Raw genomic sequence first — 23,631 nt, forward strand, 5'->3', positions numbered from 1 at the left:
GTCAGAACCCCTGCGACCGCGCCAGCGCCTCCTGATGGAAGGCGGCGTCGCCCAGCAGCTCGTTCAGGACGCGCACGCGCTTCATGTAGAGGCCGACGTCGAACTCGTCGGTCATGCCGACGCCGCCGTGCATCTGCACCGCCTCCTGCACCGCCAGTTCGGCGACGCGGCCGGCCTTGGCCTTGGCGACGGAGACGACAAGACCGGCGTCCTCGCGGCCGGCGTCCAGCGCCTGCAGCGCGGCCAGCACCGCGGCCTGCGCGATCTCGATCTCGGTGAACAGATGGGCGGCGCGGTGCTGCAGGGCCTGGAACTCGCCGATCGCCTTGCCGAACTGCTTGCGCGTGCGCAGGTAGTCCAGCGTGATCTGGAAGGCTTGGTCTCCGGCTCCCACCAGCGACGCCGCGGCGCAGGCGCGCCCCAGGTTCAGGGCGGCGGTCAGCGGCCCCTCGCCCCCGTCCACGGCGCCGATCACGGCGTCGGCGTCGACGCGGACGTCGCTCAGGGTGACACGCGCGGCGTTGTGGGCGTCGACCATGACGGTGCGTTCGATCGCGACGCCGTCCGTGGACGGATCGATCAGGAACAGGGTCAGGCCGCCGTCGGTCCTGGCCGCGACGATCAGGGCGTCGGCGACGTGGCCGTCCAGCACGAAGCCCTTGGCTCCGTTCAGGACGAAGCCGTTGCCCTGACGCTGCGCCGTCGTCGTGATGCGGGCGGGCGCATGCTTGGGCCCCTCGTCCACGGCCAGGGACAGGATCGCCTCGCCCGCCGCGGTCCGGGCCAGCCAGGCCTTCTGCGTCTCCGACCCCGCCTGCGTCAGAACGGTCGCGGCCAGCACGGAAGAACCGAGGAAGGGCGAGGGCGTCAGGGTGCGCCCCAGGCTCTCGGCGATGACGCCGGCCTCGACCGCGCCGAGGCCGGAGCCGCCGTCGGCCTCGGGCACCACCACGCCGGCGAAGCCCATCTCCCCGAACGCGGCCCACAGCTCGCGCGAGACGCCGTCGGGATCGCGCGAATCGCGCAGCGTGCGCAGATGCGCGATCGGCGCGCGTTCGGTCAGGAAGCCGTCGGCGGCCTCCTTCAGCATGGTCTGTTCGTCGGTCAGGATCAGCGGCATCCGCTCACGCCCCCGGCAGCTGGAGGACGTGCTTGGCCAGGATGTTCAGCTGGATCTCGCTGGTCCCGCCCTCGATGGAGTTGGCCTTGGTGCGCAGCCAGTCTCGGGCCATGGCGCCGTCCCTCGACCGTTCGCCCTCCCACTCCAGCGCATCCGAGCCGCCGGCGGCCATCAAGAGCTCGTGCCGCCGCTTGTTCAGTTCGGAGCCATAGTATTTCAGCATGGACGCCAGCGCGGGGTGCGCCTGTTTCGCCTTCATCCGGTCGCCGGTGCGCTCCAGCGCCAGACGGAAGGCCGCGGCGTCCACTTCCAGCTCGGCGATCCGTGCACGGAGCATGGGGTCCAGCAGGCGGCCGTCGTCGTCCACACCGATCGCGCCGGTCGCGACCTGGCCCAGCGGGCGGCCGGCGCCGATCTCGCCCATGGCGCCGATCATGGTCCGCTCGTGCGCCAGCAGGTGCTTGGCCACGTCCCAGCCGCGGTTCAGCTCCCCGACCAGATTTTCCTTCTCCACCCGCACGTCGTCGAAGAAGGTCTCGCAGAAGGGCGACTTGCCGGAGATCAGCGTGATCGGCTTCGTCGTCACCCCCGGCGTCGCCATGTCGAACAGGACGAAGCTGATGCCCAGATGCTTGGGCGCCTCCGGGTCGGTGCGCACCAGACAGAAGATCCAGTCCGCCTTGTCGGCATAGCTGGTCCACACCTTCTGGCCGTTTACGATCCAGTGGTCGCCGCGGTCCTCGGCCCGGGTCTGAAGGCCCGCCAGGTCGGACCCCGCGCCCGGCTCGGAATAGCCCTGGCACCAGCGGATCTCGCCGCGCACGATCTCGGGCAGAAAGCGCTTCTTTTGTTCCTCCGTGCCGAACCTCAGCAGGGCCGGGCCCAGCATCCAGACGCCGAAGCTGTTCAGCGCCGGCTGCGCCCCGATGCGCGCCAGCTCCTGGCCCAGCACCTTGGCCTGTTCCCGCGACAGGCCGCCGCCGCCGTACTCCACCGGCCACTCCGGCGCGGTCCACCCCCGCTCGCCCATGACCTTCAGCCAGCGTTCGTGCCCCGGCGTGGCGAAGACGGCCTTGCGCCCACCCCAGATCACCTCGTCCTCGGACCGCACGGGCCCCCGCACCTCGGCCGGACAGTTCGCCTCCAGCCACTGGCGGGTCGAGGCGCGGAAATCGTCGAGTTCGCTCATGCCGCAGAGGGAGCCACGGTTACGTGGGGGGAGGCAAGGGTGGGGTCATCCCGCCGGTGCGGAGAAAGCATGAGGAACGTGGTGCGCTCCCACACACAGCACCGCACCCACCTCAAAGGATCAGCCAGTCGGCAATAGAAAACGGGCCCGTCGCCGGGCCCGTTCTCATGTCGGTCTGACCGAACTCCTTGCCTCCGGCCTGCGCCAGAGGGCCGTGCAGGCGGGCTCTTGCGAGCCCGCCCTTCCGGATCAGAAGTCCATGTCGCCCATGCCGCCCATGCCGCCGCCCGGCATGCCGCCGGCGCCGGCCGAGGCCTTCTTGGGGGCGTCGGCGACGGCCGCTTCGGTGGTGATCAGGATGCCGGCCACGGAGGCGGCATCCTGAAGCGCCGTGCGGACGACCTTGGCCGGGTCGATCACGCCCATGGCGACCAGGTCGCCGTACTCTTCGGTCTGGGCGTTGAAGCCGAACGACTTGTCGGCGTTCTCCAGCACCTTGCCGACCACGATCGAGCCTTCGACCCCGGCGTTCTCCGAGATCTGACGGATCGGGGCCTGGATGGCGCGGCGGATGATGGCGATGCCGGCGGTCTGGTCGGCGTTGTCGCCGGTCAGGCCGTCCAGGGCCTTGCTGGCCTTCAGCAGGGCGATGCCGCCGCCGGGAACGATGCCTTCTTCCACCGCGGCGCGGGTGGCGTTCAGGGCGTCGTCGACGCGGTCCTTCTTCTCCTTGACCTCGACCTCGGTCGAGCCGCCGACGCGGATGACCGCGACGCCGCCGGCCAGCTTGGCCAGACGTTCCTGCAGCTTCTCCTTGTCGTAGTCCGAGGTGGTGTCCTCGATCTGCTTCTTGATCTGGCCGATGCGGGCCTCGATGGCGTCCTTCTCACCGACGCCGTCCACGATGGTGGTGTCGTCCTTGGTGATGGTGACCTTCTTGGCCTTGCCCAGCATGTCGAGCGAGACGTTCTCCAGCTTGATGCCCAGGTCTTCCGAGATGACCTGGCCGCCGGTCAGGACGGCGATGTCCTCCAGCATGGCCTTGCGGCGGTCGCCGAAGCCCGGCGCCTTGACGGCGGCGACGCGCAGGCCGCCGCGCAGGCGGTTGACCACCAGGGTGGCCAGGGCCTCGCCCTCGATGTCCTCGGCGATGATCAGCAGCGGACGGCCCGACTGCACCACGGCCTCCAGGATCGGCAGCATGGGCTGCAGGCTGGACAGCTTCTTCTCGTGCAGCAGGATCAGGGGCTCTTCGAGCTCGGCCTGCATCTTGTCGGCGTTGGTGATGAAGTAGGGCGACAGGTAGCCGCGGTCGAACTGCATGCCCTCGACGACGTCCAGCTCGGTCTCGGCGGTCTTGGCCTCCTCGACCGTGATAACGCCTTCGTTGCCGACCTTTTCCATGGCCTGGGCGATCATGTCGCCCACTTCCTTGTCGCCGTTGGCCGAGATGGTGCCGACCTGGGCGATTTCAGAGTTGGCCGAGACCTTCTTGGACGAGGACTTCACTTCCTCGATCACGACCTGCACGGCCTTGTCGATGCCGCGCTTCAGATCCATCGGGTTCATGCCGGCGGCGACCGACTTCAGGCCTTCCTGAACGATGGCCTGGGCCAGGACGGTGGCGGTGGTGGTGCCGTCGCCCGCCTTGTCGTTGGTCTTGGAGGCGACCTCACGGATCATCTGGGCGCCCATGTTCTCGAAGGCGTCCTCCAGCTCGATCTCCTTGGCCACCGAGACGCCGTCCTTGGTCGAGCGCGGGGCGCCGAAGGACTTCTGGATGACGACGTTGCGGCCCTTGGGACCCAGGGTGACCTTCACCGCATTGGCGAGGACGTTGACGCCGCGCAGCATCTTGTCGCGGGCGTCGGTGTTGAACTGAACGATCTTGGCGGCCATGTGCGGCTGCTCCTTATCTGTCTGTTTACGGGAGTGAAATCAGGCGCCGGGTGCTTACGACAGCACGCCCAGGACGTCCGATTCCTTCATGATGATCAGGTCTTCGCCGTCGATCTTCACTTCCGTGCCCGACCACTTGCCGAACAGGATGCGGTCGCCGGCCTTCAGCTCGAGCGCGTTGACCTTGCCCGAGTCGTCACGGGCGCCGGGGCCGACGGAGACGACTTCGCCTTCCTGCGGCTTCTCCTTGGCGGTGTCGGGGATGATGATCCCGCCCTTGGTCTTCGATTCCTCTTCCACGCGCTTGACCAGCACGCGATCGCCGAGCGGACGAAACGCCATCTGTAGTTCTCCCTTCAGGGCCTCTGATGATTGAGCGCCCCCGGACGTCGGCGCTTTTGGCAGCCGCCGCGCCCGAGTGCTAACGCGCCGCGGAAGTAGGTCCGGGGCGACGGGGCGTCAAGGCTTGGGTGCGGATTCAGTCGGGCGATTTCGCCAGCCACGCCGCCTGCACGAGGCGGCGGAAAAGCGGGGCCGCGCGGCGGGTGGGATCACCCCCCTCAAGTCGGCGTCCGTCGCGACGGAACAGGGCGTCGCGCGCCGGCCTGAGCACGGCCAGCGCCTCGCCGGGCCGGCCGGCGCCGGCCAGGAAGCCGCCGTGGTTCGCGGCCTGGAAGACGGCGTCGGGATGGCCCGCCGGCTGGCGTGCGGCGAGGATGGCGGCCGAGCGGACCATCAGGGCCTCGGCCTCGGCCGGCCGGTTCAGACCGATCAGGGCCTGTCCATAGCCGTCCAGCGTCGTGACCAGATCCGGGCTGTCGGCGCCCAGCCCGGCTTCCAGCACCGGCAGGGCGGTCTGGAACAGCGGCAGGGCCTCGGCGTGGCGGCCCTGATCCACGAGGCTGAAGGCCAGATTGGCCGTGGCGACGCCGGTGAAGGGATGATCCGGCCCGACGATGTCCAGCGCCAGCGCCAGGGCCTGCCGGAAGATCGGCTCGGCCAGATCTCCGCGACCGGTGAGGTGCAGCAGCCAGCCGTGGTTGGTCAGGGTCTGGGCCAGCAGGACGGGATCGTCGACCCCCTGTGCGATGGCCACCGCGCGGCGGTGCGACCGCTCCGCCTCCTCCATGCGGCCGGTGCGGCGCAGGATGTTGCCCAGATTGCTGAGCGCCAGCGCCACCTGCGCGTCCTCGCCCCCGTAGACGGCCTCGTAGATCACCAGCGCGCGCCGCTGGTGCGGCTCGGCCTCGGCGAAGCGACCTTGCGCCATCAGGGCGTTGGCCAGCTGGTTCAGGGCGTCCCCGACGTAGGGATCGTCGGCGCCCAGCAGGTCGGTTCGCAGGGCGATCACCGTACGGGCGGCCTCCTCCGCGTCCGCGAAGCGGCCCAGCGCGTCGAGGTTCTTGCCGCGCTCATAGGTGAGGTCGGCGATGAGGGTCAGATCCTCCCGCGAGCGAGGATCGGCGGTCAGGGACAGGCCCCGGTCCGCCACGGCCAGCGCCTCCTCGTGCCGCCCCTGAATGTAGCGCATGCGCGCCTGCGTCAGCAGCGTCGGAGCCAGCTCGGGCGAAGCCGGGCCGAACGCGGCCTCCAGAACGTCCAGCGCCTGACCGATCGCCGCGTCGGCGTCCGGCTCGCGCCGCAAAGCCAGCCTGACCTTGGCGGTCTCGACCCAGGCCTCGGCCGCGGCGCGGGCGTCGCCGCGGAAGTCGGCGGCCTGGGCGATCCGCAGAAAGGCGATCTCGGCGCCGACCAGATCTCCCGCCTCGGCGAGGGCACGCGCGTCGGCGATGCGGACGTCGGTCGGGGGCGGAGGCGGAGGCGGAGGGGGCGGCGACACCGGCGGAGGCGGCGGGGGCGGAGGCGGGACGTCCTGCGCCGTGGCGCAGCCGGCCAGCGCCAGCGCGGCCAGCGCCGCCACGCCGGTGAACGCTCGTTTCAGCCCGCCCCAGATCGCCATGGCACGACCCTGCCGGTCCCGGAGCCCGCCTGCAAGGCGCAGGGCATGAACGCCCGCTGAACGCCCCGTGCCCTGCTGGTTCAGTCCCTGAAGCGCAAGGTGCGGACATGCCTCACGAAAGGAGCGCCGACATGAAGACCACGATCCTGACGACGGCGGCCGCCCCTCTGGCCGCCCTGATGCTGACGGCCGCCCCCGCGGCGGCGCAAGACTATCGCTACGATCGGGACCGCGACCGCAACGATTCGACCCGGGACGCCCTGCTGGGCGCCGCCGTGGGCGCGGTGGCCGGCGCCGTCATCGGTCAGGGCGACGGCACCTACATTCTCGGCGGCGCGCTGGCCGGCGCGGCGGTGGGGGTCACGGCGAGCGGCGGCGACGACTGCGGCTATCGCCGCGACGGCCAGTGCTGGCGCAATCAGGGCCACTGGGAGCGGGAACACGGCATCGACCGGAGCCGCTCCGGCTACCAGTCGGGGTATGGCTATGACCAGCGGTACGTCGACGGCCGTACCTATCAGGGCCGCGGCTATTACCGCGACGGCCGCTTCTGGAGGAACCACGGCGAGTGGCGCAGTTCGCAGAACCGCCGCGACCGCGACTACCGCTACGACCGTCGCTGGTAGACCGGCCTAGTCCTGCGGCTTCCTGCGGGACAGGAACAGGGGGCGCGCTTCCTTGCCGGGGGCGCGCTCTTTTTTCTTTTTGGCCTTGTCCGGCTTCGTTTTCGTCTTCGCCCCGACCTCGGGCGCGGTTTTCGGCGAGGGGCGGGTGGCGAGCCGCGTCAGCAGGGCGGCGGTCGAAGGATCCAGCTCCGGCGACGGGGCGCCGGCTTCCGCGTCGGCCAGCAGGCTGCGGGCCATGACCTTGCCCAGCTCGACGCCCCATTGGTCGAAGCTGTTGACGCCCCAGATCACCCCCTCGACGAAGGTCTTGTGCTCATAGAGGGCCAGCAGCGCGCCCAGGGCGCGCGGCGTCAGCGCGTCCATGACGATCGTGGTCGAGGGACGGTTCCCCGGGAAGGCCTTGTGCGGGGCCAGACGATCCGCCTCCTCCGGCTCCATGCCCAGTTCCAGCATTTCCGCGAGGGCCTGACCCGCGGTCTTGCCGACCATCAGCGCCCGCGCCTGCGCCAGGGCGTTGGACCACAACGGCGCCTCCGAAGCGCCCGTGCCCCCCTCCGCCCCCATCGTGTCGCCCACGACCACGAATTCCGCCGGGACCACCTGCGGGCCCTGATGCAGCTGCTGGAAAAAGGCGTGCTGGCCGTTCGTGCCGGGCTCGCCGAAGACGACCGGGCCGGACGCCGGGACCGGCGCCCCGTCGAGCGTCACGCCCTTGCCGTTCGATTCCATCTCGAGCTGCTGCAGGAAGGCCGGCAGGCGGCGCAGACCGTGGGCATAGGGGGCGACGGTGCGCGCGGCGCGTTCCAACCCTGCGACGTTGAGGATCTGGGCCAGGGCCAGCAGGACCGGCGCATTGGCCTCGAGCGGCGCCGACCGGAAGTGACCGTCCATCTCCGCGGCGCCCTCGAGCATCGCGGAGAAGACGTCCCAGCCCAGGCCGACGGCGCACGACAGACCCACGGCCGACCACAGGGAGTAACGGCCGCCGACCCAGTCCCTGAAGCCGAAGGTGCGGCCGCAGCCGAAAGCCTCGGCGCGTTCAGGCGCGGCGGTGACGCCGACGATGTGCCGGCCCAGGTGTTTGGCGGGGACGGCGGTCTTCAGCCAGTCGCGCGCCAGTTCCGCGTTGGCCAGCGTCTCCTGCGTGGTGAAGGTCTTGGAGACCACGACGATGAGCGTGGCTTCCGGGTCCAGCCCGGCCAGGGCCTCGGCCATCTCGCGCGGGTCGATGTTGGCGACGAAGCGCAGGTCGATCGTCGGCTCCACGGGGCGCAGCGCGTCCCAGACCAGCCGCGGGCCGAGGTCCGATCCGCCGATGCCGATGTGGACGACCGCTTCAAACGGGCGGCCGCCCGTGCCCGTCTCACGCGCCGAGCGGACGTCCTCGGCGAATTCGGCCATGGCCTCGCGGACGGCCTCGACCTCGTGGGACACGGGCTCGCCCAGAGCGGTGAAGACGGCACCGTCGGGCGCGCGGAGGGCGGGGTGGAGGACCGCGCGCCCCTCGGTGGGATTGACGACCTCGCCCCCGAACAGCGCGGCACGGCGACCCTCGACGTCGACGGCGCGCGCGAGCGTTAGCGCCGCGGCCAGCGCGCCGGGACCCCAAGGCTGTTTCGACAGGTCCAGCGTCAGGCCCGCCGCCTCGAGCGTAAGCCGCCCGAGACGATCGGGCTGCTTTTCGAACCAGTCGGCGATGCGCGTCCCCGCGTCCGCTGCGACGGCGCGGCGGAAAGCCTTCCAGGCCTTGTCGGGATCGGCGGGACGGGCGGTCGGCATTCTCGGCTCCGGCGGACGCGGCGTAAGCGTCCGTTTACGGGTGGGGCGTACCCCCTTTCAATGACCGATTCGCCAGTCGCGCGATGTTCGGATGCAGAAGGAACGCCGCCATGTCCTGCGGTCTCGCCCTCGCCGTCGCGCTCTCGCTGACCGATCCCGCCGTCGCCGTCTCCGCGGCGCAGCCCGCATGGCAGGCCGGAGACCCGGTCGCCGTCGCCGACGAGCCGCTGTTCGTCGACATCGTGGCCCGGGCCGGAAAGCTGAAGACGACGGCCGAGGGCTGGGCCGGCATGGACCTGGTCGCCGTGCTGGGCGGTCCCGACTGGGCGGCGTTCCGGACCGACGCGCTGGCGCTGGCCGAGCGCGACCTGCAGGGTCACCTGGTGCTGAAGGAGCGCGGCGTGGACGGCGACCTGAAGTGCATCCTGCGCGGCATCTCGGAAGACATCCCGGTTCGGCTGACGGCCCTGGAGAGCGCCGCGACGCCGGAGGAGCGCGCCTCGGCCCTTTCGGAACTGATCCACCTGTTCGACGACAACGTGGCGGTGATCACCGCGCCGCCGCAGCCGGAAGTCTGATCAGGCCTCGGCCTCGACCGTCTCCGGATACTTGATCGCGCAGCCATAGGGCTGGGCGAAAGGCGTCGCCACGGGTCGTCCCGCCTCCATGTCCGACAGCGCGGCGCGGACGAAGTTGTCGGCGCCTTCCAGATCCTCGACCTTGTTCGTCGGCCGGTCGTCGATTCCGCCGACGTAGGTCACGCGGCCCTCGGGATCGATGATCCGCATGTCGGGCGTCGTCTTCGCGTCGTACAGCTTGCCGACCTGACCCGTCGGGTCGAGCAGCAGGTGCGTCCACTGACCCTGATGCTTCGCCCTGAAGGCCCGCGCCGCTTCGCCCTCGACGTAACCTTGCGTCCCCGGCGACGAGGAGATGATGGTCAGCCAGACGACGCCGTCGCCCGTGGCTTCGCGCTGCAGCGCCTGCATGGCGCCGGTCGAATAGTGCTTCTTCACATAGGGGCAGCCCTCGTTGGTCCACTCGATGACGACGGTCTTGCCGCGGAAATCGGCCAGACTGCGCTGGACGCCCTCGGCGTCGACGAGGGTGAAGGGGGGAGCCGCCGGGAGGGCGGCGGCCGGGGCGGCGGCTTCGGTCTTCGGCTCGGGTGCCTCCGACGCGGGCGAGCATGCGGCGAGGGCCAGGACGGCGGCGCAAGCGAAGGTCACGCGGATCATCGGAAGTCTCCTTGGGGTCGGCGGGCGGACGTCTCCTGAAGGGCCCGGATCACGGCGCCCTCCGTCAGAAGTTGCGGCAGGACGCGGGGCTCGCCGCCCCCCGCCGGGTAGAGCAGATACAGGGGCACGCCCGAGCGGCCGTGCCGGGCCAGCTCGGCGGCGATGACGTCGTCGCGTCGGGTCCAGTCGCCGACCAGATAGACGGCGTCGGCCGCCTCGAGGGCCTGCGACACACGCCCGGACGCCAAGGCGGCACGTTCATTGATCTTGCAGGTCACGCACCAGTCGGCGGTGAAGTTGACGAGCACGGGTCTGCCCTCGCGACGCGCGGCGGCGACCGCTTCGGCCGACCATGGCTGCGAAGGCAGGGCTGTCGCGCTTGCACCGGCCTCCCCGGCGGCCGGGGCCGGCAGCAGCGCCGCCGTTCCAGCCAGACCGAGGCCGCCCAGCAGGGCCAGCGTCGCCGCCACGGCGCCAAGGACCGCCGGGCGTCCCTCCGCCCGGGCCACCTGATTCAACCCCGCCAGCCACAGGCCGAAGGCGACCAGCAGCGCGGCGGCGAACAGCAGGGCCAGCGCCTCGGCCCCCGCCTGACGGCTGAACACCCAGGCCAGCCACAGGGCCGTGCCGTACATGGGGAAGGCCAGAAGCCCTTTCAGCCGCTCCATCCAGGGACCGGGGCGGGGCAGGCGGCGCAGAACGGCCGGGCTGAAGCTCACGAGCAGATAGGGCAGGGCCAGTCCCAAGCCCAGCATGGCGAAGACCAGCAGGGCCAGCGGCCAGGGCATGACGAGCGCGGCCCCGAGGGCCAGCGCCATGAAGGGCGCGGTGCAGGGCGCCGCCACCACCACCGCCAGCACCCCGGTGAAGAACGCGCCCACGCCTCCCGGCAGGCGCGACAGCGGGCCTGATCCGGCCGCTGCCTGCAGACCCGCGCCGACGTGGAAGACGCCCGACAGATTCAGTCCGACGGCCAGCATCAGCAGCGTCAGCCCGGCCATCACGCCCGGCGACTGCAGCTGAAACCCCCAGCCGACGGCCTGTCCCGCCGCGCGCAACGCCAGCAGGGCCCCGCCCAGCGCCAGGAAGGCGACCAGCACGCCGCCCAGGAAGGCCAGCCCGTCGCGCCGGGCCCGCGAGGCGTCGTGCGCCGTGGCGGCCAGCGACGCCGCCTTCATCGCCAGAATGGGGAAGACGCAGGGCATCAGGTTCAGGATCAGCCCCCCGATCAGGGCCAGCCCCAGCGCCGCCAGCACGCCTGCGGCGGCGCCGCCGCCGGAGGTCCCCGTGCCCTCGGCCAGCGCCCCGCCGCCCGTCGTGCCCGGGAGAAGGGCGCCGGGTTCAGCCATGATCTCGAAGGCGCCCCGGTCGGTGTCCAGAACCCCCGCCAGCGATCGCGCCGCCGTGCCGAAGCCCTTCCCGGCCGTCAGGGTCAGCGCCACGCCGCCCGGCCCGCGCGTCCCGGTCTGCGTCGCGGCATGGTCCACCAGGCCGCCTTCGAAGGGGAAGAAGTAGGCCCGCGTCACGCCCTGCAGCTCCGTGCCCGCGGCGGTCAGAACGGGCCGGCCGTCGTCGCCCAGGGTCACGCGCGCCGCGATCGGGGCCGGCCGGGGACTGGTCTCCAGGACCTGCCGGATGGCCGGAGCGTGATCCGTGTCGGTCGCCGCGCCGGGGGCGACGGGCAGGGCGAGAGACAGCTCCAGTTCGTCCGGCACGCACATCTCGGCGCTGCAGACGAGGAACAGCGCCGTGACGGTGAAGGTCTGCCGTGATCCCGTGGCCGCGTCGGCCGGGACCTGCACCGGAACCGGCAGGTAGACGACGCCGGAATAGCCGTAGTTCATCAGATCGCCGAGACGCTGCCGCTCCGGCAGGGGCCAGACGATCTCGCCGGCGGTGAAGCCGGCCGGCAGACGCCAGTCCAGCGTTGTGGCGCCGCCCGAGTCGCCGGGATTGCGCCAGTAGGTGTGCCAGCCCGGCTGGGTGTCCTGCCGCACCGCCAGCATCAGCGTCGATCCGGGCGTGGCCCAGGCCGACATGGACACCAGTTCGGCCTCGATCCGCTCGGTGGCCTTCGGCTGTGCCGCCGCCAGAGCGGGCCAGAGCAGGATCGCGAGGATGAGGGCGAACAGGCGGCGCACGCGGGACTCCGGAGGGTTCGCCTCCGTCGTAGCCGTCATATGGCGCGGGTCAAAGCCGCGGCGACGCCGCAGGCGGCGGTCAGCGCGGCGCGGCCTCGATGAAGACCTGGGTCCGGCGCCGCAGCGGTTCCATCGTCCCGTCGGCGGCGACGGCGCCCGCGTCGCCGGCCGCCTCGAGCTCGAAGGCGGGGGCGGGCCAGCCCTTGCGGGCGAACTCGGCCGCGACGGTCTGCGCCCGGCGCTGGGACAGGCTGAGGTTGGCTTCCGGCGTGCCGGTGGCCGACGCCAGTCCGATGACCGTCACCTTGCTGATGGCGCAGTCGGCCATCTGGTCGGCCATCAGGTCGATGGCCTGACGGGCGGGCTGGGTCAGCTGGGCCGCGTTCTCGGCGAAGTAGACTTCGAAGCCACGCGGACCGCATGCCGACGGCTGGGCCACCAGCTGATCGCGGCTCACGGGCCCTTGGGCGCACGCGGACAGGGACGCGGCGACGACGGCGGCGGAGAGAAGTGTGGCTGCGGTCTTCATGGCGTCCCCCTGTGTGCTTCGGGGTAACGCCGATCCTCCGCGGGGGTTGCCGCAGAAGCTTCGCCTTACGTGAAAACGCCCGCCTCTCCGCGGAGAGGCGGGCGATTCGCAGGCTTCAGGTCGCCTTAGCGATAGCGGCGGCCGTCCGGATAGTAGCAGTCGCCTTCCGGATAGCAGTAGATGCCGCGCGCCTGGTCGTAGCGCTGGTTGGCGCGGTCCTGTTGCGAGCCGCGGATGGCGCCCGCGGCGCCGCCGATGGCCGCGCCGACCGCGGCGCCGGTGGCCGCGTTGCCGCCGCCGACGTTGTTGCCGATGATGGCGCCGGCGACGGCGCCGATGCCGGCGCCGATGGCGCCCTGACGCACGGTTTCATTCGAGCCGTAGGGGTCGCTGGCGCAGGCGGCGGTCAGCAGGCCGGCGCCGGCGATGGCGATGAGAGCCTTTTTCATGGTGGTTTCGTCCTCTGGAAGAATCTCTGGTTCGCCCCGGGGGTGAGAACGCTGGACCCCCATGGCGGTTCCGCGATTAGGCTGAGCCGTAAGGTCGGCTCTATAAGGTTAACGTCTGCGACCGGACGCGGCTCTTGGGGGGCCGACATCTAAGTTGGGGGTTGGGTGAATGATGCGTTTTTCTGAGATCGCGCGCATGGCGGACGACGGCGCCGGCCCCGTCTGGGCGTCGAAGCGTCGCCGCGGCGGCAATCCGCTGGTGGGCTTTCTGGTCGGACTGCTGGCGCTGTTCGGCGCGGTGATGGCGGTTCTGTCGATCATGGACCGGTCGGTGGCCGAGGCCGGCGCCCGCATGGACGGCTGGATCGCCACGGCGTGGAACACCGTCAGCGGCAAGACGGAGGAGGCGGTGGACGCCGTTCCCGTCGCGGCCGACAAGGTCGCCGACGAGGCCGGCAAGGCCGCGGAGAAGACCGGCGACGCGCTGGAGGCCGGCGCCGCCAAGACGGCCGAAGAGCTGAAGAAGGCGGGCTGAGCCGCCGGAACGCCCCGCCCTGCGGGACGTTCGGGCAGGCATGAGCGAAACCTTTGCCGTGGATCCCGCGCCCAGCGAACCCGAGGCGCGGGAGCTGACCCCGCACGTCACGCTGGGCCGCGTGCGGATGATCGTGAATCCCGCGTCCGGCAGCGTCGACGCGGGCGCGGCCGAAGCCGCCCGCGGGATCCTGTCGGAGTACGCCATCGCGGACGCGGAGGTGGTCGAATTGCAGCCCGGCGCCTTTTCCGACGGCATCTCGACGGCGCTGGAGGCCAGGCCCGACCTGCTGATCATCCTGGCGGGCGACGGCACGGCGGGGACCATCGCTTCGTCCATAGGCGACGACGGCCCGATGATCGCGCCCCTGCCGGGCGGCACCATGAACATGTTGCCGAAGGCGCTGTACGGCACGACCGACTGGCGCAAGGCGCTGAGGGAAACGCTCGAGACCGGCGAGATCCGCCACATCTCCGGCGGAGAGATCGAGGGCCGCGCCTTTTTCTGCGCCGCCATCTTCGGCGCGCCCGCCTTGTGGGCGCCCGCGCGCGAGGCCGTGCGCGAAGGCGACTGGCGGCTGGCCTGGCTGCATGGCCGCCGCGCCCTTCGCCGGGCGTTCGGCGGCCGCCTGCGCTACCAGCTGGACGGAGGGCCGGTCCGACGGGCCGAGGCGGTGGCCCTGATCACCCCGCTGATCTCGAAGGTCATGGACGTCGACAAGGGGCTGGAGGCCGCGGCCATGTCTCCGTCCGGCGCGGCGGACGCCTTCAGGCTGGCCGCGCACGCCCTGTTCGACGACTGGCGGCACGACCCGGCGGTGACCACCCAGACGGTCCGCAAGGTGACGCTGCGCGCGCGGTCGCGCATTCCGGCGGTGGTCGACGGCGAGCCCCTGCGGCTGGACGCGGAGGCGATCGCCAGCTTCCGGCCGCGCGCCTTCAAGGCCCTGGCCCCCAATCTGGATCACGCGGGGATCGAGGCGTGAGCGGGCGTCTGGTGCAGGTCTCGGACGTCCATTTCGGGCGCGAGAACGCGGCGGCGGCGGAGGCCGCCATGGAGCTGACCCACACGCTGAAGCCGGACCTGACTCTGGTGACCGGCGACGTGACGCAGTCAGGGCAGCCGGAGGAGTTCGAGGCGGCGGCGCGCTGGATCGACCGGCTGGCGAACCCGACCTTTGTGGTCGTGGGCAATCACGACGTCCCGTACTTCAACGTCTGGCATCGGCTTTTCTCGCCGTGGAAGGCGTTCGAGACGGTGATCGGACACCCGGCGCACGACCACCAGTTCGTCGGCGACCGGGTCATGGTGCGCGGCGTCACCACCGCGCGCGGCTGGCAGGCGCGGCTGAACTGGTCCAAGGGCGTCATCGATCTGGATCAGACCCGCCGCGCGGCACAGGCGCTGGAGGCCGCGCCGAAGGGCGTGCTGCGCGTGCTGGCCTGCCACCACCCGCTGATCGAGATGATCGGCACGCCGGTCAGCGGCGACGTGAAGCGCGGCGAGGCGGCGGCCATGATCTTCGCCGAGGCCGGGGTGGACCTGATCCTGACGGGACACGTCCACGTGCCGTTCGCGACGCCCATCCCGCTGGTGGACAACTGCTCCTATGCCGTTGGGTGCGGCACCCTGTCGGACCGGATTCGGGGCACCCCGGCCAGCTTCAACCTGATCGACTGGGACGACCGCGAGATCACCGTCACGGTGATGGCGTGGATGGGCGAGCGGTTCGAGGAGAACCAGATCTGGCGCCTGCCGCGCCGCGGCCGTGCGGCGGTTGTCGAGGAAGCGCCCGCCGCCTAGGGTTCGCGCGCTTCACCACCCCGCGCGAGTCCCATGCCCGACCAGACCGACAAACAGACCTTCTCCGACGACGAGGCGCTGGAATTCCACCGCGTCCCGACCCCGGGCAAGATCTCGATGGCCCCGACCAAGCCGATGGCGACCCAGAGGGATCTGTCGCTGGCCTATTCGCCGGGCGTGGCCGTGCCGGTGCTGGCGATCGCCGAGGACGTGGACCGCGCCTACGACTACACGGCGAAGGGCAACATGGTGGCCGTGATCTCGAACGGCACCGCCATCCTCGGCCTCGGCAACCTCGGCCACATGGCGTCCAAGCCGGTGATGGAGGGCAAGTCCGTCCTGTTCAAACGCTTCGCCGACGTCGACAGCTTCGACGTGGAGGTGAAGACCACGGACCCGGACGAGTTCGTCACGGTCGTGAAGAACATCGGCGACACCTGGGGCGGGATCAATCTGGAGGACATCAAGTCCCCCGAATGCTTCGAGATCGAGACCCAGCTGCAGGATCTGCTGGACATCCCGGTCTTTCACGACGACCAGCACGGCACGGCCATCATCTCCACCGCCGGCCTGATCAACGCCTGCCACATCGCCGGCAAGCGGCTGGACGAGGTGAAGGTGGTGCTGGTGGGCGCCGGCGCCGCGGGCCTGTCGTCCATCGGCCTGATGAAGGCCGCCGGCGTGAAGGCCGAGAACACCGTCATCCTCGACCGGGACGGCGTGGTGTACAAAGGCCGCCCCAACGTCGACCAGTGGAAGGCGGCGCACGCCACCGACACGCCGCACCGCACGCTGGAAGAGGCCATGGTCGGCGCCGACGTTGTGCTGGGCCTCGCGGCCAAGGGGGCGATCACCAAGGAGATGGTGGCGTCCATGGCGCCCAATCCGATCATCTTCGCCATGGCCAATCCGGACCCGGAGATCACGCCGGAAGACGTGATGAGCGTGCGGTCCGATGCCATCATCGCCACGGGCCGGTCGGACTATCCGAACCAGGTCAACAACGTGCTCGGCTTCCCCTACATCTTCCGCGGCGCGCTGGACGTGCGGGCGCGGCAGGTGAACCATGAGATGAAGGTCGCCTGCGCGCAGGCCCTGGCGGCGCTGGCGCGCGAGGACGTGCCGGACGAGGTCGCCGCCGCCTATCGCGGGCGCAAGCTGAAGTTCGGGCCGGACTACATCATCCCCTCGCCCTTCGACCCGCGCCTGATCTGGTACATCCCGCCCTTCGTGGCCCAGGCTGCGATGGATACCGGCGTGGCGCGCAAACCGATCGCCGACATGGACGCCTATCGCGCCCAGCTGCGCGAGCGGGTCGATCCGTCCGCCGCCCTGATGCAGAAGATCTCCTCCGCCGTGCGCGGCGCGCCCAACAAGCGCGTGGTCTTCGCCGAGGGGGAGGAAGCGTCGGTCATCCGCGCCGCCTGGCAGTTCAAGCAGGCGGAGCTGGGCACGCCGATCCTGATCGGCCGCGAGGATCTGGTGCGCCAGAACGCCGCCGAGGCGGGCCTGAACTTCGACGAGCTGGGAATCGAGATTCACAACGCGCGCGTCTCGCACAAGAACACGCAGTACGTGGACTTCCTGTTCGGCAAGCTGCAACGGCGCGGCTGGCTGCGCCGCGACGTGCAGCGCATGGTCAACCAGGACCGCAACTACTTCGCCGCCGCCATGCTGGCCCACGGCGACGCCGACTGCATGGTCACCGGCGTGACCCGCAACTTCAACATGGCCATGCGCGAGGTCGGCCGCGTGCTGGACGTGCGCGGCACCCTGATCGGCCTGTCGATCGTGCTGGCCAAGGGCCGCACCCTGTTCGTCGCCGACACCACGGTGCACGAGCTGCCGGACGCCGAGGAACTGGCCGACATCGCGGTGCAGGCGGCGGACACCGTGCGCCGGCTTGGGCGGTCGCCGCGCGTGGCCTTCATGAGCTATTCGACCTTCGGCAACCCGCCGGGCGACCGGGGCGAGAAGGTGCGCGAGGCCATCCGCATCCTCGACCGGCGCGGCGTCGACTTCGAATACGAGGGCGAGATGCCCCCCGAGCTGGCGCTGGATCCGGAACAGCGCGCCAACTACCCCTTCATGCGCCTGTCCAAGGACGCCAACGTCCTGATCATGCCGGCGGTCCACTCCGCCTCGATCTCGACCAAGCTGGTCCAGGCGCTGGGCGGCGCGACGGTGATCGGCCCGCTGCTGGTGGGGCTGGAGAAGTCGGTGCAGATCGTTTCGCTGGGCGCCTCGGTCAGCGAGATCATCACGGCGGCCACCTTCGCGGCCTATGAAGAGGGCGTGATCGAGGAGGGCTGACCCTCCTCGTCTCACCTCACGACGGCTGGGCTTCGGCCTTCTCTTCCTCGGCGCGGGCGGCGGCCTCGGCCATGACCGCGGGCTGGCGCTTGGCGACGTAGAAGGCCAGCAGGATGGCGAAGACCCCGATCACGGTCGAGTACAGGAAGAAGCTGAAATAGCCGGCGCCGAGACCCTGCACGGTCACGCCGCTCTTCGCCGCGCCTTCGACCAGCGACCCCTCCGGCATGCCGGTGAACAGCCCCTTGAAGGCGGCGGGCAGGCCCCCCGCGTCGGCCGAGCGCGCCGACGCCTCCACGATCTTTCCGGACTGCGAGGCGATGATCTTGCCCGGCAGGGCGTACAGCGAGCTGAACAGGGCGTACTGCGTCGCGGTGAAGCCGATCGACGTCAGGCTGGACATGTAGGCGATCAGGGCCGTTCCGGCGATGCCGGTGGCCACGTTGTCCACGCAGATGGCGACGAACAGCGCCGACAGGTCGTGCCCCTGCGTCGCCAGCCAGGCGAAGATCAGGTTCGACACCGGGCTCATGAAGGCGCCGATCACCATGGTCCGGATCAGACCCAGCCGCGCGACCATCCACCCGCCGATGAAGACGCCGACCGAGGTCGCCACGACGCCGAACACCTTGCGGACCTCGGCCACCTCGATCTTCGAGAAGCCCAGATCGAGGTAGAAGGGGTTCATGATGTTCAGAACGAAGTCCGCGAGCCTGTAGAGGCAGATCAGCGCCAGGATCGGCAGGGCCAGTCGGCCGAAGCGGATGAAGAAGTCGGCCAGCGGCTCGCCGAACGATCCCGCCAGATAGGCGCCCGGCCGCGTGCGGAAGCCCGGAATGGGCCAGCAGGCGGCGGTCACCAGGGCGAAGCCGCCGATGACGTAGGCGAACTGGATCAGCACGCCCGACAGCTCGCCGTTCTCCAGCCCGGCGGTGACGGCCGCCCGCGTCGGCTCGTCCAGAACGCCGCCGAAGGCCCAGAGCAGGGCGTCCGGCTGGTCGGTCAGGCCGGTGCCGATGATCAGGGCCGCGATCGCGATCAGGGCCAGCCGCACGATCCACTCGATCACCTCGAAGGCCGGGCGCGACGGCACGTCGCCGACCGGGATCGGGCGGATGACATGCTGTTTCTCACGCGGGGCCATCAGCACGCCCAGCACGCCGAAGCCCATCAGCGCGGCCATGACCGCATAGGAGAGGTTCCAGTTGTAGAGCTCGGCCAAAATCAGAGGCAGGGCCCCGGCGGTGATCTGGGCCACGCGCCAGCCCAGCTGATAGGCGGCCGCCATGGCGCCCTGGCGGCTGTCGTCCGACGCCTCGATGCGCCAGGCGTCGATGGCGATGTCCTGCGTCGCGCCGAAGAAGCCGACGATGACGGCGAACAGGGCGACCATGCCCAGCGCGTTCTGCGGGTTCGATCCGGAGATCAGCCACAGACCGAGGATCAGCATGGCCTGCGTCGCCAGCATCCACGACCGGCGATGGCCCAGCCATTTGGTCAGGACCGGAATGTTCGTCCGGTCCAGCAGGGGCGCCCAGACGAACTTCAGCGCATAGGTCAGGGTGGCCAGGCCGAAGAAGGCGATGACCTCCAGCGACACCGACGCGTCGCGGAGCCACGCCGACAGGGTGTCGAAGATCAGAAGGTTGGGCAGGCCCGACGCGAAGCCCAGCAGCAGCATGACGAAGGTCCGCCGCTCGCCATAGACGGCCAGGCCCCCCAGGCCCCGGGCGGGTTTCGCGGCATCGGTCATTCAGGCGTCCCTCTTCGAACGCCCCCCAAGGCGTCGATCAGGCGACCTTGGCGCGGACTTCGCGGTTCGTCCAGCGGGCCAGGGCGGCGCGCAGGGTCTCGGGCTCCAGCGGCTTGGGCATCCAGTCGTCCATGCCGGCCTCCAGACAGGCGCGCCTGTCCTCCTCGAAGGCATTGGCCGTCAGGGCGACGATGGGCGTCCGGTCCCCGCCGGCGCGGATGGCCCGCGTCGCGGTCGGCCCGTCCATGCCGGGCATCCGCATGTCCATGAAGACCAGGTCGTAGCGGGCCCGCTTCAGCGCCTGCAGCGCCTCGTCGCCGCTGGCGGCGGTCTCCACCGTGCAGCCTTCGCGCTTGAGCAGGGTCTTGGCCAGCAGGGCGCCCACCGGGTTGTCCTCGACCAGCAACACGCGTGCGGCGAAGGCGCGGGGCGGCGCCACGCGGTCGTCGTCGGGAACGACGGCGGCGGCCTGCGGGCCCCGCTTGACGGCGGCCACCGCGCGCTCGGCCAGCGATGCGCCGCGCAGGGGCTTGATCAGATAGCCCGCCCAGCCCGCGCCGCGATACCGGGCGATCAGGTCGCGGTCAGTCGGGCGCAGCAGGATCAGCGCGGGGCGGTCGGGCCGCTCGGCCAGGGCCCGCCCGGCGGCGGCCGCCTCGGCGTGATCGACCAGAAGCACGTCGGACTGTTCGCCGATCGCGGCGCCGCAGGCCCGTGCCTGGGCCTCGGCCGCGCGGCGCACGAAGGGATCGGGGCTGCGCACCGCGACCGTCAGACCGGCCAGCGCCGGCGCAGCCGCGACCTTCACGGGTGTGGCGTCGAACTCGGCGACGAAGACGAAGCGGGCGCCCGGGCCGTCGGGTCGGTCCTGCACGGCGACCGAACCGCCCATGGCCCCGGCCAGCTTGCGGACGACGGCCAGCCCCAGGCCGGCGCCGTCCACGCGCACCGCGTCGCCCGCCTCGGCGTGGCCGAACTCCTCGAAGATGCGCGCGCGGGCCGCCTTCGGCACGCCCGGGCCGGTGTCGTCGACCGTCAGCGTCAGCCGCGCCCGGCCGCCGGGCAGGGTCTTCGTCGTCGCCCTGACGGCTACGGCCCCGGATTCCGTGAACTTCACCGCATTGCCGGCGAGGTTGAAAAGCACCTGCCGCAGGCGGCCCTCGTCGGCGGACAGGCGCACGGCCGGGCCGTCGGACCAGCCGACGATCTCCAGCCCCTTGTCGTGGGCGCGCGGGGCCAGCAGCTCGACCACCTGACGCACCAGCGCCTCCGGATCGACCGGCGCCAGGTCGAACTCCAGCTTGCCGGCTTCCAGCCGGGCATAGTCGAGCAGGTCGTTGACGAGACCCAGCAGATGCTCGGCCGAGGCCCGGGCGGCCTCGGCATAGGCGCGCTGGGCGCCGTCCAGACGGGTCCGCTGCAACAGCCCCAGCATGCCGATCGCCCCGTTCAGGGGCGTGCGCATCTCATGGCTCATCAGCCTCAGGAACTGACGCTCCGGTGAGAGCTCGGCGGGCGGGGCGCTGGACCTGGACGAACGCGACATGGGGGCAGCCTGCCCCGGCATCCCTTGAAATCGGGCTTGCGAAGATGCCTAACGCTTCCCGAAGAACAGCCGGTCGACGACGTCCGGCATGCCCGCGCCTGCCGCCTTCAGCCGGCCGACATACAGGTCGACGACCCCGTCGCCGTCGAAATCCGCCACCTCCAGCGCCACGTTTGGGCCGCTCACCGGCTCGGCGAAATGCCGTGCGGTGGCGTCGGCGAAGCGGCCACGGCCATCGTTTTCCCACACCGTGACCGGCCCCAGATCGGCGCGGATCAGGTCCAGGTCGCCGTCGCCGTCCAGATCGACGAAGGCCCCGTCCACGGTGGTGCCCTCCTCGGCCGGGATGGTGTCGGAGATGACGAACCGCCCCGTCCCGTCGTTCAGGACCAGCCGGTCCTGCCCCGCCCGGCCCTGCCAGGCGACATGGGCGAAGAAGAGGTCGAGATCGCCGTCGCCGTCCACGTCGGCCGCTCTCACCTTGCGCGCCTCGACGTTGCCCGGATCGGGCAGGCGGTCCGAAGCGTCGGCGAAATGAACCCCGCCCGTCGTTCAGCCACAGGGCCCAGCCGTCCTCCTGACCCAGGACCACGTCCGGATCGCCGTCGGCGTCGACGTCGACGAACTCCGCGTCCTGGGTGGTTCGGGCCTCCGCCGGCGCACGGGCCGCCGTCTCGTCGGTGAAGACCCCGTTGGCGTTGATCAGCACCCGATCCTGGCCGGCGCCCGCGAGGATCAGGTCGAGGTCCCCGTCCCCGTCCACGTCGCCGTGAGCGACGGCGTCGGCTTCCATGTCGGGCAGGGGCAAGGCCCGCACGTAGCGTCCGTCGACGCTGCGATAGCCTTCATGCACCCCGGTGCGGCCGAACTTCACGTCGTCCTCCTGGACGATGATCAGGTCCAGCCCGCCGTCGCCGTCGAAGTCGGCGATGGAGACGTCCTCGCTGTCATGCCCCGCGCCGGGAAACTGCAGCTGCGGAGGGCCGCCGGCCATTTCGGCGTCAGACAGCGGCTGGAACAGGTCGGAGGCGTCCACGAACCGGCCGCCCTCGTTCTTCACGATGCGGTTCAGCCGGAACTCCTGCGGAAGCACCAGATCCAGATCGCCGTCGCCGTCCAGATCGGCGGAGCCGACGTCCATGGTCCAGTGGCCGTCAAAGGCGGGCAGGCGGTCGCCGGCGTCCTCGAAGCGGATGACCTGCGCCGCGGCGGGCGCGGCGAGGGCCAGCAGGGCTGCGGCGCAGACGAGCGTCTTCATGGTGATGTCCTCCCGCGTCCACGCTACCCGAAGGTCGGGACCGCGCACGTGAAGGATCGGTAAGGCGTCAGATGCGCTTGAGCCGCTTCGCGTGCCCGCCGACCATGTTCAGGGCCATGCGATCCGGCAGGTGTTTGGCCAGACCGGCCAGCAGGTTGTTCACGATCCCCGGCGTCACCTGCGCCCGGTTCGCCTCGCAGGCCGCGTATCCCACGCGCGCCACATGCTCGGCCGTCTGCCACATCCAGCCGGGATAGGCTGACGACACCTCTTCGCGGGTCCCATTGACGTCGTGGAACTCCGTCAGGGTGTAGCCGGGACACAGCGCGGTGACGTGAACGCCGGTCCCCCGCAGCTCCAGATGCAGACCTTGCGAAGCCTTGATCAGGAAGCTTTTGATCGGGCCGTACAGGGTGTCGCCGCCCGTCGCCGGCATCCGGCCCGCCAGCGACGCGACGTTCAGGATGCGCCCGAAGCCGCGCCCGACCATTCCGGGCGCCAGCCTGCGCGCCAGCTCGACCGGCGCGCCCAGCATGACCTGCGTCATGGCGCGGTGGTCGTCGGGATCGGTGTTCAGGAAGCCCGAGGTCCGGCTGAAGCCGGCGTTGTTGGCGAGGCCGTCGACGTGCAGGCCGCGCCGGGCGATCTCGGAGACCAGTCGCGCGGGGGCGTCCGGATCGGCCAGATCCTCAGTCAGCACCGCCACGGCGGCGCCCGTCTGCGTCAGTTCCGCGGCCAGGGCTTCGAGTGGCGCGGCACGTCGCGCCGTCAGGATCAGGTCCCAGCCGTGCCGCGCGTACTCCCGCGCCAGCGCCGCGCCGATCCCGGCGGAGGCGCCGGTGACCAGCATCGTCGGCCGCACCTTCGAGGGCAGGCTCACGCCGCGACGGGACAGGAGGAATGCGGCGCGAACGGACGCAGGCTGTCGGGATCCTCGGCCAGCAGGTCCGCGATCGTGATTTTGGCCAGCGCTTCTCCGGCGGCCACGTCGGCGGCCGTCAGCGCCTTGGCCACCTGACGCGGGATGTGTTCGCCGACCGGGCAGCCCTTGGCCCCGGCGGGGGTGGAGCCCAGATGGGCGCAGCCGTTCACGGCACGCAGCACTTCGTCCAGATGGATGTCTTCCGGTCGTCGCAGCAGCCAGGCTCCGCCCGATGCGCCGGGCCGCGTGGCGATCAGTCCCGCCTTGGCCAGCAGGGCAGTCACGCGTCGCACCACGACGGGATTGGTCGGCACCGACGCGGCCAGCACCGCGCTGGCGGCGGCGGCTTCGGGCCCATAGGCGCCCTTGTGGGCCAGATAGGCCAGGGCGTGGGCGGCGACGGGGAATCTCTGGCTGTCGGACATGTCTGCTCCGTCCCGCAATTTAGGCATGCGGCGGGGGATTCACAAACCCCGCGCAACCCGCTCTCCTTCGCAACCGTTCCGGGCGCGATTGATGCGCCGCAAGAAAGGGCGTAAGGCCCCGCGGCTTTCACGGACGGACCGCCTCC

The 23,631-nt window shown here is 70.9% G+C and carries 21 protein-coding genes and 2 pseudogenes; 7 read left to right on the plus strand and 16 right to left on the minus strand.

Annotated features, from left to right (window positions below; genetic code table 11):
• Position 1 precedes the first annotated feature (1 nt).
• The 5 genes from VGR32_RS03410 to VGR32_RS03430 all read right to left on the minus strand — a co-directional run bounded on the left by VGR32_RS03410 (position 2) and on the right by VGR32_RS03430 (position 6,168).
• On the minus strand, positions 2–1,120 hold the full coding sequence (locus tag VGR32_RS03410; protein WP_327448056.1) for an acyl-CoA dehydrogenase family protein: 1,119 nt from the start codon (positions 1,118–1,120) through the stop codon (positions 2–4).
• A 4-nt stretch (positions 1,121–1,124) separates the two neighbouring features.
• On the minus strand, positions 1,125–2,309 hold the full coding sequence (locus tag VGR32_RS03415; RefSeq protein ID WP_327448058.1) for an acyl-CoA dehydrogenase family protein: 1,185 nt from the start codon (positions 2,307–2,309) through the stop codon (positions 1,125–1,127).
• Between the two features lie 249 nt (positions 2,310–2,558).
• Complete coding sequence (groL, locus tag VGR32_RS03420; RefSeq protein ID WP_327448060.1) at positions 2,559–4,208, minus strand: chaperonin GroEL; 1,650 nt, start codon at positions 4,206–4,208, stop codon at positions 2,559–2,561.
• Positions 4,209–4,262: 54 nt separating this feature from the next.
• Entirely contained in the window at positions 4,263–4,550 is a 288-nt protein-coding gene (groES, locus tag VGR32_RS03425; RefSeq protein WP_123288102.1) for a co-chaperone GroES, read from the minus strand.
• Positions 4,551–4,686: 136 nt separating this feature from the next.
• Complete coding sequence (locus VGR32_RS03430; RefSeq protein ID WP_327448065.1) at positions 4,687–6,168, minus strand: tetratricopeptide repeat protein; 1,482 nt, start codon at positions 6,166–6,168, stop codon at positions 4,687–4,689.
• A 131-nt stretch (positions 6,169–6,299) separates the two neighbouring features.
• On the opposite strand from VGR32_RS03430, the gene VGR32_RS03435 reads away from it, so the two are divergent.
• A complete protein-coding gene (locus tag VGR32_RS03435) occupies positions 6,300–6,794 on the plus strand; it encodes a hypothetical protein (protein ID WP_327448067.1) in 495 nt (164 codons plus the stop codon).
• Between the two features lie 150 nt (positions 6,795–6,944).
• Here the strand turns inward: VGR32_RS03435 and pgi are convergent.
• Positions 6,945–8,573, minus strand: a pseudogene (pgi, locus tag VGR32_RS03440) (glucose-6-phosphate isomerase); the annotation flags it as partial.
• 110 nt (positions 8,574–8,683) lie between these two features.
• Between pgi and VGR32_RS03445 the strand changes: the two are divergent.
• On the plus strand, positions 8,684–9,151 hold the full coding sequence (locus VGR32_RS03445; RefSeq protein ID WP_327448071.1) for a hypothetical protein: 468 nt from the start codon (positions 8,684–8,686) through the stop codon (positions 9,149–9,151).
• Here VGR32_RS03445 and VGR32_RS03450 read toward each other — a convergent pair whose 3' ends face one another.
• From VGR32_RS03450 to VGR32_RS03465, 4 genes are all read right to left on the minus strand, one after another.
• On the minus strand, positions 9,152–9,811 hold the full coding sequence (locus tag VGR32_RS03450) for a redoxin domain-containing protein (RefSeq protein ID WP_327448073.1): 660 nt from the start codon (positions 9,809–9,811) through the stop codon (positions 9,152–9,154).
• Positions 9,808–11,952: a protein-disulfide reductase DsbD family protein gene (locus VGR32_RS03455; protein ID WP_327448075.1), complete on the minus strand. Its 2,145-nt coding sequence runs from the start codon at positions 11,950–11,952 to the stop codon at positions 9,808–9,810. Before VGR32_RS03455 ends, VGR32_RS03450 begins: the two co-directional genes overlap by 4 nt.
• A 79-nt stretch (positions 11,953–12,031) precedes the next feature.
• Complete coding sequence (locus tag VGR32_RS03460; protein WP_327448077.1) at positions 12,032–12,481, minus strand: OmpA family protein; 450 nt, start codon at positions 12,479–12,481, stop codon at positions 12,032–12,034.
• A 125-nt stretch (positions 12,482–12,606) separates the two neighbouring features.
• A complete protein-coding gene (locus VGR32_RS03465) occupies positions 12,607–12,930 on the minus strand; it encodes a YMGG-like glycine zipper-containing protein (protein ID WP_327448079.1) in 324 nt (107 codons plus the stop codon).
• Between the two features lie 169 nt (positions 12,931–13,099).
• Between VGR32_RS03465 and VGR32_RS03470 the strand changes: the two genes are divergently transcribed.
• From VGR32_RS03470 to VGR32_RS03485, 4 genes are read left to right on the plus strand one after another with little or no spacing between them, the layout of a single operon-like run.
• Complete coding sequence (locus VGR32_RS03470) at positions 13,100–13,465, plus strand: hypothetical protein (RefSeq protein ID WP_327448081.1); 366 nt, start codon at positions 13,100–13,102, stop codon at positions 13,463–13,465.
• Positions 13,466–13,505: 40 nt separating this feature from the next.
• Positions 13,506–14,450 carry a diacylglycerol/lipid kinase family protein gene (locus VGR32_RS03475; protein WP_327448083.1) on the plus strand — a complete coding sequence of 315 codons (945 nt, stop codon included), beginning with the start codon at positions 13,506–13,508 and terminating at the stop codon, positions 14,448–14,450.
• Positions 14,447–15,268, plus strand: coding sequence for a metallophosphoesterase (locus VGR32_RS03480; protein WP_327448085.1), 822 nt, complete (start codon positions 14,447–14,449; stop codon positions 15,266–15,268). The genes VGR32_RS03475 and VGR32_RS03480 overlap by 4 nt, the downstream gene beginning before the upstream one ends.
• Before the next feature lie 33 nt (positions 15,269–15,301).
• Positions 15,302–17,581 (plus strand): NADP-dependent malic enzyme, encoded by a 2,280-nt coding sequence (locus tag VGR32_RS03485; RefSeq protein WP_327448087.1) that lies wholly within the window; start codon positions 15,302–15,304, stop codon positions 17,579–17,581.
• A gap of 16 nt (positions 17,582–17,597) precedes the next feature.
• On the opposite strand, the gene VGR32_RS03490 is transcribed toward VGR32_RS03485, so the two are convergent.
• The 4 genes and pseudogenes from VGR32_RS03490 to VGR32_RS13430 all read right to left on the minus strand — a co-directional run.
• The gene (locus tag VGR32_RS03490) at positions 17,598–19,334 is read right to left on the minus strand and encodes an AmpG family muropeptide MFS transporter (RefSeq protein WP_327448089.1); all 1,737 of its coding nucleotides are present in this window, start codon (positions 19,332–19,334) and stop codon (positions 17,598–17,600) included.
• 37 nt (positions 19,335–19,371) lie between these two features.
• Positions 19,372–20,880, minus strand: coding sequence for a response regulator (locus tag VGR32_RS03495; protein WP_327448091.1), 1,509 nt, complete (start codon positions 20,878–20,880; stop codon positions 19,372–19,374).
• 48 nt (positions 20,881–20,928) lie between these two features.
• Entirely contained in the window at positions 20,929–21,360 is a 432-nt protein-coding gene (locus VGR32_RS03500) for an FG-GAP-like repeat-containing protein (protein ID WP_327448093.1), read from the minus strand.
• Positions 21,361–21,478: 118 nt separating this feature from the next.
• Positions 21,479–21,673, minus strand: a pseudogene (locus VGR32_RS13430) (FG-GAP-like repeat-containing protein); the annotation flags it as partial.
• Between VGR32_RS13430 and VGR32_RS03505 the strand changes: the two are divergent.
• A complete protein-coding gene (locus tag VGR32_RS03505) occupies positions 21,650–22,201 on the plus strand; it encodes a hypothetical protein (RefSeq protein WP_327448095.1) in 552 nt (183 codons plus the stop codon). The pseudogene VGR32_RS13430 and the gene VGR32_RS03505 sit on opposite strands and share 24 nt — an antisense overlap.
• Positions 22,202–22,205: 4 nt before the next feature.
• Here the strand turns inward: VGR32_RS03505 and VGR32_RS03510 are convergent, their stop codons facing one another.
• Positions 22,206–23,018 carry an SDR family NAD(P)-dependent oxidoreductase gene (locus VGR32_RS03510; protein ID WP_414642888.1) on the minus strand — a complete coding sequence of 271 codons (813 nt, stop codon included), beginning with the start codon at positions 23,016–23,018 and terminating at the stop codon, positions 22,206–22,208.
• The gene (locus VGR32_RS03515; RefSeq protein ID WP_327448097.1) at positions 23,015–23,485 is read right to left on the minus strand and encodes an Rrf2 family transcriptional regulator; all 471 of its coding nucleotides are present in this window, start codon (positions 23,483–23,485) and stop codon (positions 23,015–23,017) included. Before VGR32_RS03515 ends, VGR32_RS03510 begins: the two co-directional genes overlap by 4 nt.
• Between the last annotated feature and the right edge of the window lie 146 nt (positions 23,486–23,631).

The organism is Brevundimonas sp. (assembly GCF_035935935.1).
In the GTDB taxonomy this organism is placed as follows: Bacteria; Pseudomonadota; Alphaproteobacteria; order Caulobacterales; family Caulobacteraceae; genus Brevundimonas.

Excerpts from the sequence above, each read along its gene's own strand:
- VGR32_RS03515 (WP_327448097.1), bottom strand. The coding sequence starts at position 23,485 with ATGTCCGACAGCCAGAGATTCCCCGTCGCCGCCCACGCCCTGGCCTAT.
- VGR32_RS03485 (WP_327448087.1), top strand. The coding sequence starts at position 15,302 with ATGCCCGACCAGACCGACAAACAGACCTTCTCCGACGACGAGGCGCTG.
- VGR32_RS03470 (WP_327448081.1), top strand. The coding sequence starts at position 13,100 with ATGATGCGTTTTTCTGAGATCGCGCGCATGGCGGACGACGGCGCCGGC.
- VGR32_RS03490 (WP_327448089.1), bottom strand. The coding sequence starts at position 19,334 with ATGACCGATGCCGCGAAACCCGCCCGGGGCCTGGGGGGCCTGGCCGTC.
- groES (WP_123288102.1), bottom strand. The coding sequence starts at position 4,550 with ATGGCGTTTCGTCCGCTCGGCGATCGCGTGCTGGTCAAGCGCGTGGAA.
- VGR32_RS03475 (WP_327448083.1), top strand. The coding sequence starts at position 13,506 with ATGAGCGAAACCTTTGCCGTGGATCCCGCGCCCAGCGAACCCGAGGCG.
- VGR32_RS03410 (WP_327448056.1), bottom strand. The coding sequence starts at position 1,120 with ATGCCGCTGATCCTGACCGACGAACAGACCATGCTGAAGGAGGCCGCC.
- VGR32_RS03435 (WP_327448067.1), top strand. The coding sequence starts at position 6,300 with ATGAAGACCACGATCCTGACGACGGCGGCCGCCCCTCTGGCCGCCCTG.
- VGR32_RS03495 (WP_327448091.1), bottom strand. The coding sequence starts at position 20,880 with ATGTCGCGTTCGTCCAGGTCCAGCGCCCCGCCCGCCGAGCTCTCACCG.
- VGR32_RS03460 (WP_327448077.1), bottom strand. The coding sequence starts at position 12,481 with ATGAAGACCGCAGCCACACTTCTCTCCGCCGCCGTCGTCGCCGCGTCC.
- VGR32_RS03430 (WP_327448065.1), bottom strand. The coding sequence starts at position 6,168 with ATGGCGATCTGGGGCGGGCTGAAACGAGCGTTCACCGGCGTGGCGGCG.
- VGR32_RS03415 (WP_327448058.1), bottom strand. The coding sequence starts at position 2,309 with ATGAGCGAACTCGACGATTTCCGCGCCTCGACCCGCCAGTGGCTGGAG.
- VGR32_RS03445 (WP_327448071.1), top strand. The coding sequence starts at position 8,684 with ATGTCCTGCGGTCTCGCCCTCGCCGTCGCGCTCTCGCTGACCGATCCC.
- VGR32_RS03465 (WP_327448079.1), bottom strand. The coding sequence starts at position 12,930 with ATGAAAAAGGCTCTCATCGCCATCGCCGGCGCCGGCCTGCTGACCGCC.
- VGR32_RS03450 (WP_327448073.1), bottom strand. The coding sequence starts at position 9,811 with ATGATCCGCGTGACCTTCGCTTGCGCCGCCGTCCTGGCCCTCGCCGCA.
- groL (WP_327448060.1), bottom strand. The coding sequence starts at position 4,208 with ATGGCCGCCAAGATCGTTCAGTTCAACACCGACGCCCGCGACAAGATG.